Genomic DNA, 13,911 nt, shown 5'->3' on the forward strand with positions numbered 1-13,911 from the left:
GGCAATTAAGCCGAAGCCTGAAAGCAGCCTCCTGTCCATTCATTATTGAAAAGCTGGTTTACTTACTGCCGCATAGGTAACTTAGGTCGAACCGGGTCTTATGCCTTTGTATCGTCTTGTTTACAGTCGGCCAACGTCATGAAACTGAATTGGGTAGTGTTACACGTTCTTATCTTTTTACTGCTGTGCCATTTGCCGGCAACGGCACAACTTACGTCCGCTGGGTCGCTGACAAAGTTTCCCGACCATCCACGGATTCTGCTTTTGAAGGGCGAAGAAGAGCGTATCCAGCGAACGATAGATTCGGACAAAACCTGGGCACAACTGCACCGTAATCTACTGACCGAATGTGATGCATTGCTGGAAGCCCCGGTTCTGGAACGTATTCAGATCGGGCGCCGGCTGTTGAGTACCTCGCGGGAAGGACTACGCCGGGTGTTTTTTCTAGCTTACGCCTGGCGACTGTCGAAACAGGACAAGTACCTGAAACGAGCCGAGAAGGAATTACTGGCGCTAAGTTCGTTCCGTGACTGGAACCCCTCCCACTTTCTGGATGTGGCAGAAATGACGATGGCCGTTTCGATCGGCTATGACTGGCTTTACAATGGCTTAAACAATCAATCGCGGTCGGTTATTAAAGAGGCTATTCTTAAAAAAGGGATCGAGCCGTCGCTGGATACCCGATACAATCACTGGCTGAAAATAACCAACAACTGGAACCAGGTTTGTAACGCCGGAATGGCCTATGGCGCGATGGCCATTTATGAGGATCAGCCTGAGCTGGCTAAAGGCATCATTAGCCGTGCGGCCGAGTCCGTGACGTTACCCATGGAAGACTATAACCCGACCGGCGCTTATCCCGAAGGATACAGCTATTGGGGATACGGCACCAGCTTCAACGTACTGTTGATCAGCACCCTTGACAAACTAGCGGGTACCGATTTCGGGCTTTCTCAAAAACCGGGGTTTCTCCAGACGGCTGGTTATCTGGAGCACATGACCGGCCCGTCGGGCGACCCGTTTAACTACTCGGATTCTGGCTCCGATGCCGAGCTGCAGCCTGCTATGTTCTGGTTTGCTCAGAAACTGAACGACCCGTCGCTCCTGTGGGTCGAACGTAGCCATCTGGAACGTGGCGATGCTAAACAACATGTAAAAAACCGGCTTCTTCCGGCCGTTATGCTTTGGAGCAACGGTGTCCGGATGGATCAGATCACCAAACCTTCGGCGTCTTTATGGGTGGGCGGGGGCCGCAGTCCGGTAGCCCTCATGCGTACGTCCTGGACAGATCCAAATGCCATTTACCTGAGCCTGAAAACCGGTAGTCCATCCGTCAGTCATGCACACATGGATGTCGGCTCGTTCGTTATGGAAGCCGATGGCGTACGGTGGGCTATGGATTTTGGCATGCAGAATTATGAATCGCTGGAATCCAAAAAAGTCGATTTATGGAATTCGAAGCAGGATTCGCAGCGCTGGCAGGTATTCCGTTACAATAATTTTGTTCATAACACGCTCACGGTCAATACTGAACTGCAGCGTGTAAGCGGCAAGGCAACCATTACTCACCACAGCGCCAATCCAGCGTTTATGAACGCAACAACCGATCTGACGTCGCTTTATGAACCCGCACTGTCGAAGGTAAACCGAGGGGTTGCAATCGTCGAGCGATCTTTTGTTGCGGTTCGGGATGAAGTGGAAACCGCATCGACTGAAGCAACCGTCCGCTGGACAATGCTGACCCCCGCGACGGTGAAATTACTCGGCGACAACAAAGCCTTACTGACAAAAGAGGGAAAAACCTTGACGCTGGAGGTGGCTGAACCTGCCAAAATCGAACTGAAAACCTGGTCGACCGAACCTCCACATGACTACGATGCCCCCAACCCAGGAACGATACGGGTTGGTTTCGAAGTAAAGCTACCCGCCCATACAAAAACTCCGCTGACGGTATGGCTGATTCCTGAATCGTCTTCCGGAAAAAAAGCGCCATCCCTACCGTCTCTGCAAAGCTGGCCTCACTAGTGTCGGCGGCCTGAATTTATTGTTGGACGCGCGTACTACGAATTCGTAAATCAGAATTCCCCAGAGAAAGACATCGTCGCTCATTTATGTTACTTTTCGGGATGATGATCCCTCCTGATGAAACCAGGGAAGGGCTGTAAAGCCAGTCATTAATAGTGAATAAACAAATAGTGCCGGATCTATCAATCCGGCACTACGTGAATAAATCGGTCGATTCGCTTACAGTCCTAATACTTTTTTGTTGAATGTTTCGTCGGCACCCGTACCGGCAAAATCGTCGAAAGCACGCTCGGTGACCCGGATGATGTGACTTTCGATGAACGGGGCTCCTTCGGCAGCTCCCTGTTCGGGGTGTTTCAGCGCACATTCCCATTCCAGAACGGCCCAGCGATCATAGTCGTACTGCGCCAGCTTGCTGAAAATGCCGCTAAAATCAACCTGCCCATCCCCCAGCGAACGGAACCGACCTGCGCGCTCGACCCAGCCCTGGTAGCCGCCGTATACGCCTTGTTTACCGGTCGGGTTAAACTCGGCATCCTTCACGTGGTATGCGTAAATCCGGTCGTGGTAGAAGTCAATGAACTGCAGGTAGTCGAGCTGTTGAAGGACAAAGTGACTTGGATCGTAGTTAATGCCCGCCCGGGGGTGATTATTCACTTTTTCCAGGAACATCTCGAACGTGATACCGTCGTGCAGGTCCTCGCCGGGGTGCAGTTCATACGCCAGATCGATTCCTGCTTCATCGTATGCATTCAGGATGGGCAGCCAGCGGTTTGCCAGTTCGCCGAAGCCGGTCTCGACCAGACCCGCCGGGCGTTGTGGCCACGGGTAAATAAATGGCCACAGCAACGCCCCCGAAAACGTCGGACTGGCTTTCAGGCCAAGGTTCTTGCTGGCTTTGGCCGTCATGATCAACTGATCGACAGCCCAGGCCTGCTGCTCTTTGGGTTTGCCCGCCAGTTCAGCCGGTCCAAATCCGTCGAACATCGGGCCATAGGCCGGATGAACTGCCACCAATTGCCCTTGCAGGTGGGTGGCCAGTTCAGTAACTTCAACGCCGATATCTTTCAGCTTGCCTTTGTACTCATCGCAATAGGTCTGACTTTCAGAAGCTTGCTTTAGGTCGATCATACGCGGGTCCCAGGTCGGAATCTGAATACCTTTATAACCTAAATCGGCCATGTATCTGGCAATAGATTCCAGGTTGTTGAAGGGTTCTGCATCGCCGAGGAATTGGGCAAGAAAGATGCCCGGGCCTTTCATTGTTTTCATGAATGTTCAATTTTGAATGAGTGAATGAGTGAATGGATAGCGACTTTATGCTGCTTATGAATGCAGTCGCCACAGTCTTATTACCACTCATTCACTTCAAATTAGTTCTCACGTGTTTTTGCGTGCTGTTGACAGTACCTTGATAATTTCTATCGCTTCCTGCATTAAGTTCTCGAGCCGATTGAGTGGAATGATCTTAGATTCGCTCAAGATTTCCATCCAGAATAGCGACTCATCCGCTTCCTCGACGGTAATACTTAGTTTAGCATAACATTCAGCTTTGCTTCTTGCGCGGCACGTTGCCCGATAATTGGCGCCCACCGATGAAGCAGAGCGTAGAAACTGCTTACCAAGTATTTGAGCTTCTTCGGTAGAGCCTGAAATAAACGAATGCTCCGTAAAACGAACGCTTTCGTTCTCCGTTTGAATTCTTCTATGAACTCCTCTTTGCCCGAAGAAATTGGCTCCTCTTCCATCATTCTTTCACTCTATCAATCATTCATTTACCATTAGATTTCGACCCAGGCCTGCTTCCGATTCGATTCCAGAATTTTCTCACAGATCAGTAGTTCCCGGTACCCATCCGCGAAAGTCGGATACGTCGGGTTCTCAGGTTGCTTGCCAGCCGCTACTGCATCGTACACTTCCTTAAACAATTGCTTCGACGTATCGGGGAAGCCTTCGTTGTGCCCACCCGGAAATGACATGACCGACCGGGCTTCCGGATGCGCCAGTGACGGATCGCGCAGGAACGACTCGTTCGACCCGTCGCGGTTACCGATCCACATCTGATTGGGCGCTTCTGAATTCCAGGCAAACGTTTTTTTCGAGCCGGCAATCTCCAGTTTCATCTGGTTCTTCCGCCCCGCCGACACCTGCGACACCGTAATAACGCCTTTGTTTCCGTTATCGAACCGAAGCAGCACGTTGGCATGGTCTTCGGTGTTGATGGGTACATCGGCGTAATCTTCCGGTTTCAGCATTTTTCCCGAGTATGTTTCTACCGGCTTCAGGGGCTTTTTCCGGAACTTGTGGATGGTGTTGAAATCTGCCATCACCGCCACGGTTTTCAGGCCGGTAATGTATTCCAGGCTATCCATCAGGTGAGACCCAATGTCGGCGATAGCCCGCGAATCGCCCGATTTGTCGGGTTCGAGCCGCCAGTTGTAATCCGTTTCGTAGAAGAGCCAATCCTGCAGATACGACCCAATGACTGAATAAATGTCGCCCAGATCATTTTTCTCCCGCATGACCTTCATTTGCCGAACTAGTGGGTAATAACGCAGGTTGAAGTGAACCGCATTGACCAGTCCCGTTTTTTGGGCCAGTTGGACCAATTCTTCGGCTTCGTGCAGGTCTTTGGCCAGTGGTTTTTCGCAGACGACATGCTTACCCGCTTCCAGGGCCGCTTTCGACTGAGCGTAGTGCAGGAAGTTGGGCGTACAGATGTGTACGACCTGGATATCGTCCATCTTGAGCAGTTCCTCGAACGTGCAGGCCCGCTCGATACCCAGCTGATCGGCTTTCTGCCGCGCCAGTTCGGGGGTTACTTCACAAAGGGCGACGACATTGGTATTCGGCAGGCGACGCAGGGCTTCGATGTGGGCAGGGCCAATAAATCCGGTGCCAACGACACCAACATTGATTTTTTGCATTGATTTAGGGATTGTTAAAAAATGAACACAGAGGCACAGAGATGACAAAGGCTTTGCGCTGATTTTCTATGGTCTTCGTGCTTCTGTGTTAACCAAAATCTATTGAACGAACTTTGTCCATTTCTCATCAGACTGGCTGGAGGCAATCACCGTGTCGATAAATGCCAGGCCCCGTACGCCGTCCTTTACTGTCGGGAAGTCGTAGATCGGATCGGGGTCGCGGCCTTCCATATGTGCTTTCACGGCATAGGCAAAGTTGCGATACAGGTTGGCGAAGGCTTCAAAGAAACCTTCGGGATGGCCGGAAGGCAGGCGCCAGTGGGCTGCTGCCGACGCCGACAAGGTACCTACGTTGGGGCGGATGATGCGCTGGCCTTCCTGGGTCTTATACTTCAGCGTATTAGGCTCCATCTGGTGCCACTCCAGCCCACCCAGTTCACCATATACATAGATTTTCAGGGCATTTTCTTCGCCGTTGGCAATCTGGCTGGCGTGCAGAACACCTTTAGCCCCGCCTTCGAACCGCAACAGTACGTTTCCGTCATCGTCGAGCTGGCGACCCGGAACGAATGTACTCAGGTCGGCGCATAGCTCACTGATTTTCAATCCAGTTACGTATTCAGCCAGGTTTTCGGCATGCGTACCAATGTCGCCCATGCAACCCGCGGCTCCTGACTTGGACGGATCAGTCCGCCAGATGGCCTGCTTATAATCGGTATCCTCTTCCTTCTTCGACAGCCAGCCCTGCGGGTACTCGACCACTACCTTCCGGATTTTCCCCAGCTTGCCGTTGCGCACCATGTCGCGGGCCTCTTTGACCATCGGATAGCCGGTATAATTGTGCGTCAGCCCGAAAACCAGCCCCGATGCCTCAACGATCTTGGCCAGCTCTTTGGCCTCCTCCAGATTGAGCGTCATGGGTTTATCGCAGATGACGTGAAAGCCATTTTCCAGCGCCATTTTAGCAGGGGGAAAGTGCATGTGGTTCGGCGTCACGATCGACACAAAATCCATCCGTTCGCCTTCCGGCATGTTTTTCTCCCGCTCGATCATCTCCTCGAAGGACGTATAAACCCGGTTTTCGGGCAGGTAGTAGGCATAACCAGCCGCTTTGGATTTTTCAGGCGACGAGCTAAAGACACCACACACCAGTTCAATTTCGTTATCGAAACCGGCGGCCCGACGGTGAACGGCGCCGATAAAAGCGTCGAGACCTCCGCCAACCATACCCATTCGCAATTTTCTGTGCATTGGTAAGTGAGTTGAGTGTAAACAGGTTAGTAAAGAGGGGTACGGTAGTCGGTTTACTGTATGTAGCTGACAGTTTTCGGGTTAGGGCTGGCTGACGTAAACCGAAAGCCACGATTCGCCAATTCTAATCCGGAAACGAAGCTTCGACCTTGCGATCCCTTTATTTTTTCGCGGCCGGAAATTAGCGGTTTTCTCTTATTTTTCGGAAATTTTGCACAAAAACGACGACAAAACGGGGAGTTTATCCCAGGCGCCGTCTTTAACGTACCAGATAAGTCAATACACACTAAATCCCCTCTTACAGAAAATGAACCCAGCGATTAGCCACCCTATTAATTCAACGGTCAATCCGTCCAGGCTATTTCTTGCCAGTTGTCTGGCTATTATTACGACAGCCTTTTCGTTTAGTATCCGGGCCGGTATCCTGCCCCAGCTCGCTACCAATTTCGGTTTGTCGGGCGAGCAGTTAGGCTTTATAAACTCGATGTTCTTTTTCGGCTTTCCCATTTCGATGGTTATCGGTGGTATCGTGTATCACTCGGTAGGTCCCAAACTGATCATGCAGGTTGCTGTGGTTGCTCACACCCTGGGTATTTTACTGACCATCTACGCGGGCGGCTACACCGGGCTCCTGTTTTCAACCTTCTTTATCGGCTTCGGAAATGGCTGTACCGAAGCGGCCTGTAACCCGATGATTGCCGATATGTATTCCAGCAATAAGCTGAACAAAATGCTGGGCCGGTTTCACATGTGGTTTCCTGGCGGTATCGTGATCGGTAGCTTGATTTCCAAATTCATGACCGATGCAGGTGCTTCCTGGCAGTCTCAGATTTGGGTATTGATGCTGCCGACGGTGGTTTATGCGTTTCTGTTCTTCGGCCAGGATTTTCCGAAGCCAAAAGTGGAGGGTGTTACGTCGCTGGCAAAAAACTTCCAGGCTATGCTGACGCCTTTGTATATTGTCCTGTTCTGCTGCATGGCCCTGACCGCTATTACCGAATTCGGTCCGAACCAGTGGGTAGCCGTTGTCTTAAGCAGCAGCGGTGCTGATGCCATGCTCGTTTTAGCCCTGACGTTCGGCGTTATGACCATTGGACGCCTTTTCACCGGTCCGGTTGTGGCCCAATTTGGTCAGACAGGCGTTCTTTTGGGCGGAGCCGTTCTGGCCGCTATTGGCATTTATATGTTCAGTACCGTAACAGGTCCGGTAGCCTATTTAGCCGCTGTTATCTTCGGTCTTGGCGTTTGTTTCAACTGGCCGACCATGATTGGGTTTGTGGCTCAGCGGGTTCCTTTGAGCGGAGCATTAGGTATGTCTATTATCGGCGGAGTGGGTATGCTGTCGACGTCTATTTTCCAGCCCATCATCGGCCGATGGATCGATGCCGACCACGCTGCCGCTACTGCCAAGGGGCTGACCGGCCCAGCGCGCGAATTAGCCGCTGGTCAGGCTACGCTGTCTACCATGCTGACGTTCCCTATCATGCTGATCGTGGCGTTTACACTCCTGTGGTTCTGGCTGCGTAACCGCCCGCAAGGCCCCGTTGACGAGACGCTCGTTGCGGAACAGCCACAACTGTAAAATCAACAGAGAATTTTTAAGTATTTACCACTAATTTTTAAAGCCCTGGAACTGAGTAGTTTCAGGGCTTTTTGTATGCATTCAGACGGGCTATTTATACACGTTATGCATTAAAAATCAGTTAATTACAGAAAGTATTATTAAACCTTATGGGTATATTTATTGTCAACGGAGTACCGCTCAATCAACATCCTCTTCTGTGGCTTTACTCGATACCTATACGAAACCACTGACGGCAGATCAGGTTGCTTACCTGCTCCGACGGGCCACGTTTGGCCCAACGCCCGATCAGATTAAGAGTCTGACGGGCCAGACGGCCGCTCAGATCGTCGCGAAACTTCTGGCCGATCAGCCAACGCCCGTGCCCCCGCTCGACCTGACCACCAGCAAGCCGTTTACCGATCAGCCATTCGACATGACGAATGCGGGCAAATACAACCTGTATGTCAAGTACTGGTGGGCCAATCTGATGCTTAACCAGCCCGTATCGCTGCTCGAGAAGATGACTCTGTTCTGGTCGAATCATTTCGTGACGAACGATGCGACGGTCAACGACTACCGGTACATGTACCGCTACAACACCCTGCTCCGGCAATACGCCCTGGGTAATTTCAAAGCGTTTGCTGTTGCCATTACGCAGGCCCCGGCTATGCTCCGGTTTCTAAATGGTAATCAGAATGTGGCAGGTACACCCAATGAAAACTACGCCCGCGAACTACAGGAGCTTTTTACTATTGGCCGTAATGGCGGTTATACGGAAGATGACGTTCGGACGGCCGCCAGGGTGCTGACGGGCTGGGCCGATTCTGGCTACCGCGACGCAACTACCGCGGCTATCAGCAGTGCTTTTCGGGCGACAAAGCACGACACAACGGATAAAAAATTCTCGGCTACGTATCAGAATACGGTGATCAAAGGACGGTCGGGGGCCAATGCCGGTCTGGATGAGTTGAACGATCTGCTGGATATGATCCTGCGCAACGACGAAACGCCCCGCTACATCTGCCGCCGGCTATATGTCTGGTTCGTCAATTCCGATATTTCGGCGGATGTAGAAACAAACTTCATCCGTCCCCTCGCCGATCTGTTCCGTAAAAGTAATTTTGAAATCAAGCCAGTCATGGCCGCCCTGTTTCAGAGTCAGCATTTTTTCAGCGACAGCCTGCGGGGGGCCATCATCAAATCGCCCACCGATCTGGTCATAGGAACCATGCGATTCTGGAGTCTGCAGGCCCCCGATCCGACACAGAACATTACGGCCTTTTACCAGATTGGCAATTACATCTTCGCCCGAATTAAAGAGGAACAGCAGGAAATCCTCAATCCGCCCACGGTTTTTGGCTGGACGGCCTACTATCAGACAGGCTATTATCAGCAGTGGATCAACTCGACCACGCTCGGCCTGCGGGGTTTCTTCAGCGATGCCCTGACCACCAATGCGCTGAAGCTGAACGGCAAAGCCGTTGTCGATGTACTGGCTTATACCAAAACCCTGCCCGACCCCACCGATCCGGCAAAGCTGGTCGATGACATGACTGCTCAAATGCTGGCGATATCACTGTCGCAGGCGCAGCGGGATTTTCTGACCGACACGGTTCTGCTAAATGCGCTGCCCCGCTATGAGTGGACGGCGGAGTGGAATGATTACGTACGCAATCCCAATGACGCGGCCAAAAAGCAGGCCGTTCAGTTGAAACTGACTACGTTTTTGCAATACCTGTTTCGTACGGCTCTGTATCAGATTACTTAACTTATTGCGACTGCGTTGATCGAATGACGAACGAGCTACCAAACCAATGCATGCAGTTATTCGATCAGTTGCGCAATCTATCACTCAATCATTCCTCTCATGAAGCGTCGTAATTTTCTACAGCATGCAGCCTCTTCGCTGGTGTTGCCGGTCCTGATCGATGGGTTCGGCGCGAAGGCGTTTGCCCGGCCCTCGTCGTTCATTCATTCGCTCGTGAGTCTGGCCGAAGCCAGCGACCGGGTGCTGGTGATTATCCAATTACAGGGCGGCAACGATGGCCTGAATATGGTGATTCCCCTCGATCAGATGAGCGTTTATACGTCGCCCGGCTTTCGGGGCAACATTGCTATTCCGGAGGCCAAAGCACTTAAACTGAAAAACTATGCCGGAACGGGGCTACACCCGGCCATGACCGGCATGCAACAACTGTTTAATGACAATAAACTGAGTATTGTCCAGGGTGTCTCCTATCCGACTCCGAACTTTTCCCATTTCCGGGCCAGCGATATCTGGATGACGGCCGTCGATTCTACCCAAACTGCCACTTCGGGCTGGGCAGGCCGTTATCTGGACAAACAATATCCAGGTTTCCCGGACAATTATCCGACGGCTACCATGCCCGATCCGCCCGCCATTCAGATTGGCTACGTAACGGCGACTACCCTGCTGGGGCCTACCGATTCGATGGCGATTGTGCTCCAGGACCCCGATACGTTTGCCCGGCTGGTTGGCGACAAACCCAATGATCCGACGACGAGCGATGTTCCGGGTTATGCTGGGCAGCAGGTTGAGTACATTCGACAGCAGCAGGCCAGTTCGGTCAGTTACGCCGGACAAATCAAAACAGCGGCTGCGAAAGGGAAGAACCTGGCCACCTATCCGGTCAATAACGCGCTGGCAGCCCAGCTAAAAATCATTGCCCGGCTGATCAGTGGCGGGATGAAAACGAAGGTTTTCTACGTGACCCTGGGCGGGTTCGATAACCACGCGGCTCAGGTCGTAGCGACCGACACCACGACTGGCACCCACGCCAATCTGCTCAAAACTCTTTCCGACGCTGTACTGGCGTTTCAGACCGATCTGGGTCAACTAAACCTGGAAGATCGGGTAGTCGGTATGACTTTCTCGGAGTTCGGTCGACGGGCTATTTCCAACAGCAGTTACGGAACCGATCATGGCACGTCGGCACCGATGTTTGTGTTCGGTACCGGGATTAAAACCCAGATGGTAGGCAAGAATCCGAACCTGAGCGATCTGGACAACAATAACCTGAAGATGCAAACCGATTTCCGGCAGGTGTATGCCGCCATCCTGACCGATTGGTTCGGTATGAGCACCAGCGTCGAAACAGCAGCTTTATTTAAGGATTTTCAGGCGGCTCCCGTCTTTAAGCAGACTATAACCGCCACCGAACCGGTCGGTTCCGATGCCCGCCTGTATCCGAACCCAGCTTCGTCGACCGTCATTCTGGAATCCAGCTGGCTGAGTCAGGGGATCAAAACGCTCCAGCTTTCCGATATGCAGGGGCGGGCCTTAGCCGTTCCAGCCTCACAGCCGTCGCCGACATCGGTTCAGCTCAACGTAGCCAGTCTGCCTACAGGCAATTATGTTCTGCGAGTCGAAGTAGGTCAGGGTATATTTACGAAGCGCATGGTAGTAAGCCGTTGAAGAAAAAAGCAGGAGGCTGCATTACAAGCTGTAAACATGTAGTAATTTGTGCCACCTTCTGATTCAATCACCTAGCCTAGCGTTGCCATGACCGCATTGATGAACGCCGTCAATAAAAATAATCCTTCCCTTGTCCACGAACTCATCCAGAAGGGTGCTGACGTCGATGAATTAGATTCGAACCAGGATGCTCCTTTGGTTATGGCAGCCTACAAGGGTTATAACCAGATCGTCAGGTTACTGCTGGAAGCCGGTGCCGACGTACGTGCGGTCGATCCGGGGATGAAGGCCTCCGCCTTACACGCAGCAGCTTATGCAGGCCGGGCCGAAGCAGCCAAACTCCTGATCGACTACCACATCGACATCAACAAGCAAGGTCCTTATAACGGCTACACGGCCCTGCACGATGCGATCTGGCAGAACAACGTCGAGGTCGTTAAAGTGCTGTTGGCAGCCAACGCCGATTTAAGTCTTCTTTCGCACGATGGAAAATCGCCCCTGGATTTTGCCAGAGCCAAAAACCGAAAGGAAATCGTGGCCCTTATTCAGGACAAATTAGGGAAGTAGCTGTCTAAGGATAACTAGCTCACTATCAGCATTTAGCGTTTTTTCTGTCATCCCGACGCAGGAGGGATCTTAAAGCGTCCTGACCGGAGAGCCGGGAGAGACTAAGATCCCTCCTGCCGTCGGGATGACAGAAAATCCAATTTCCGACAAGCTACCAACACCTACTTTTTGAGCTTTTTAAAATCATCCAGCGTGCCTTTGATGGTGGCGGCAAACTTGCTGTCGCTAAAAGCAGCACTGTTGTCTTTATCGATGATTTTACACCGGAAATTAACCGCATAAGGGGTATCTTTTTTGTCGAACAGCATTTTGGGCAGCACACTGAGCGTTTTGCCGGGGCGAGCCGTCACGGGAAAAATAACGGGGGTCGTTGCCTGCGCTTTGATGAGAATTGGGTCGGGCTGATGACCATCTGCGATCTCCTTTCCATCGATACTGACGGTATAGCGGGCGTCGGTTATATTGAACGGCAGTTTGTTTTTGTTCGTTATGCTCACCTTTGCCGCCACGTCGGTTCGCTTCAGCCCCAATCGTCCGAAGTCAATATCTTCGATTTGAATCTTGGGCAGATAAATCGTCGGTAGTCGCCGTTCGGTCGTAATGGAAAACGTTTTCTCGCCTAAAATTGGGACATCGAGCGCAAAGGTGGCGTGGACTTTATAGGTCGTACTATCGATTTGCTTTCGCTCGAGCGTCTTGAGCACTTCGGTCATGGTTTTAGCCATTACCTTGATGGGTAAGACAACCAGCGTGCTGTCGCCAGCTTCAATCGAAACTGTTTTTTTGTAAGAATCTTTCACCACCGGCGTGTTGGCGATGTAAACGGTGTAGTCCATCTGCCTGGCCTTGAAACCGACCGGCAAGGGATTGTCGACCAGCAACCGGGCGGTCATGTGAATAGCATCGTCGCTGATGTCCCCAATGTTCAGTTTGGCTAACTCCAGCCGTGGTTTGAGCGTATTGTCGTGAGGCCCTTTTTCGGCCGCTGCCTCACTCCTCAGGCGACCATACCAAACGTAGGCACCGATTCCGCCCAGGAGCAACAAAACCAATGCAATAAGCCAGCCTTTTTTCATAACGTACACTTGATTTATACCAGGAGAACAACCGTTCGGCAGGCAGACTGTTTTTTTTATCGGACCAGAGCCTGTATTCTTCCGGACAACTAACCGTAAACTCATTAAACTTTCCGGATGGCAGGAAGTCTTATTGGTACATGTTTACTTCATCGATGCCTGCCATGCGTATCCTGTTGTTTAGCCTGCTCGTGCTGATTGCGGCCTGCCGGCGACCTTCGACCCAATTTGCAGCTATGCTCTCGCCAGTCGGCCAACCCGCCGACTATACCCGGTATCTGCGAGCGGGCTACGAGCTGGTGGCTGTCGGCAGCAATCCGGCCTGGTCGCTGACCATCAACCCATCCACAGGAAAACTGATTTTCAAACCGACCAGCACGGACAGTCTGGAAACGACAATTCCGGAGCGGCAGACCGATTCGGATGGCGTATTCCGCTACAACGCACCGGTCGGATCGGGAAGCTTGAACGCGGTATTCAGACCCGATAGTTGTGTCGATACCCAAACAGGCCAACGGTACGATTATCAGGTTCAGGTCGATATGGCGGGTAAAACTTATACTGGCTGCGGGGTTTCACTCCGGAAAGTGGCGCTTCTGCAGGACATCTGGGTACTGACGGATTTTGAGGGGCGCAGTGTAACCCCTGGTGGTCCACGCAATGAGGTCCCCCGACTCGAAATCTCACTGACCGAGGGCCGCGTGACCGGCACGACGGGCTGCAACCGGCTCAGCGGCAGCGTCAAGGCCGACACCCGCCAGATTCAGTTCGGGCCAATGGTCATGACGAAAATGGCCTGCGCCGACCCTGCGGGGAGTTTCGAAAATACGTTCCTCAATGCACTGGTTCAGCCTGCCGCATATCAGATTGCCGATGGTAAACTAACCTTAGTACGCAAGGGCCAACCATTCATGACGTTTAAGAAAGTAGATTAGTGTCAAATTGACCTTTATTTTAAGCGAGCGCCACCGTGTAGCGTTCGCTTTTTTCGTTATTTTTGTTTCTGGATAAAAGCCAATCAAATCACTGAATAAGTTAACCCGATTTTAACCCGTTGATGGCTTA

General features: G+C 52.0%; 11 protein-coding genes. 6 read left to right on the forward strand and 5 right to left on the reverse strand.

Annotated elements, in window-relative coordinates; genetic code table 11:
- Positions 1 to 138 precede the first annotated feature (138 nt).
- Entirely contained in the window at positions 139 to 2,025 is a 1,887-nt protein-coding gene (locus ACYVC2_RS28250) for a heparinase II/III domain-containing protein (RefSeq protein WP_461108291.1), read from the forward strand.
- Positions 2,026 to 2,244: 219 nt separating this feature from the next.
- Here the strand turns inward: ACYVC2_RS28250 and ACYVC2_RS28255 are convergent, their stop codons facing one another.
- From ACYVC2_RS28255 to ACYVC2_RS28270, 4 genes are all read right to left on the reverse strand, one after another.
- Positions 2,245 to 3,297: a sugar phosphate isomerase/epimerase family protein gene (locus ACYVC2_RS28255; RefSeq protein ID WP_461108293.1), complete on the reverse strand. Its 1,053-nt coding sequence runs from the start codon at positions 3,295 to 3,297 to the stop codon at positions 2,245 to 2,247.
- Positions 3,298 to 3,405: 108 nt separating this feature from the next.
- Positions 3,406 to 3,618, reverse strand: a complete 213-nt coding sequence (locus ACYVC2_RS28260; protein WP_461108295.1) for a four helix bundle protein — start codon at positions 3,616 to 3,618, stop codon at positions 3,406 to 3,408.
- A gap of 188 nt (positions 3,619 to 3,806) precedes the next feature.
- Positions 3,807 to 4,952, reverse strand: coding sequence for a Gfo/Idh/MocA family protein (locus tag ACYVC2_RS28265; RefSeq protein WP_461108297.1), 1,146 nt, complete (start codon positions 4,950 to 4,952; stop codon positions 3,807 to 3,809).
- A gap of 99 nt (positions 4,953 to 5,051) precedes the next feature.
- On the reverse strand, positions 5,052 to 6,185 hold the full coding sequence (locus tag ACYVC2_RS28270) for a Gfo/Idh/MocA family protein (protein ID WP_461109720.1): 1,134 nt from the start codon (positions 6,183 to 6,185) through the stop codon (positions 5,052 to 5,054).
- Between the two features lie 325 nt (positions 6,186 to 6,510).
- Here ACYVC2_RS28270 and ACYVC2_RS28275 point away from each other — a divergent pair, with 325 nt between their 5' ends.
- The 4 genes from ACYVC2_RS28275 to ACYVC2_RS28290 all read left to right on the forward strand — a co-directional run bounded on the left by ACYVC2_RS28275 (position 6,511) and on the right by ACYVC2_RS28290 (position 11,770).
- Positions 6,511 to 7,785 (forward strand): MFS transporter, encoded by a 1,275-nt coding sequence (locus ACYVC2_RS28275; protein ID WP_461108299.1) that lies wholly within the window; start codon positions 6,511 to 6,513, stop codon positions 7,783 to 7,785.
- Between the two features lie 199 nt (positions 7,786 to 7,984).
- Positions 7,985 to 9,535: a DUF1800 domain-containing protein gene (locus tag ACYVC2_RS28280; RefSeq protein ID WP_461108301.1), complete on the forward strand. Its 1,551-nt coding sequence runs from the start codon at positions 7,985 to 7,987 to the stop codon at positions 9,533 to 9,535.
- A 99-nt stretch (positions 9,536 to 9,634) separates the two neighbouring features.
- Positions 9,635 to 11,203, forward strand: a complete 1,569-nt coding sequence (locus ACYVC2_RS28285) for a DUF1501 domain-containing protein (protein WP_461108303.1) — start codon at positions 9,635 to 9,637, stop codon at positions 11,201 to 11,203.
- 87 nt (positions 11,204 to 11,290) lie between these two features.
- Complete coding sequence (locus ACYVC2_RS28290) at positions 11,291 to 11,770, forward strand: ankyrin repeat domain-containing protein (RefSeq protein ID WP_461108305.1); 480 nt, start codon at positions 11,291 to 11,293, stop codon at positions 11,768 to 11,770.
- 161 nt (positions 11,771 to 11,931) lie between these two features.
- Here the strand turns inward: ACYVC2_RS28290 and ACYVC2_RS28295 are convergent, their stop codons facing one another.
- Positions 11,932 to 12,846: an LEA/WHy family protein gene (locus ACYVC2_RS28295; RefSeq protein ID WP_461108307.1), complete on the reverse strand. Its 915-nt coding sequence runs from the start codon at positions 12,844 to 12,846 to the stop codon at positions 11,932 to 11,934.
- Positions 12,847 to 12,986: 140 nt separating this feature from the next.
- On the opposite strand from ACYVC2_RS28295, the gene ACYVC2_RS28300 reads away from it, so the two are divergent.
- On the forward strand, positions 12,987 to 13,781 hold the full coding sequence (locus ACYVC2_RS28300) for an META domain-containing protein (RefSeq protein WP_461108309.1): 795 nt from the start codon (positions 12,987 to 12,989) through the stop codon (positions 13,779 to 13,781).
- Positions 13,782 to 13,911 lie beyond the last annotated feature (130 nt).

Source organism: Spirosoma koreense (assembly GCF_054777875.1).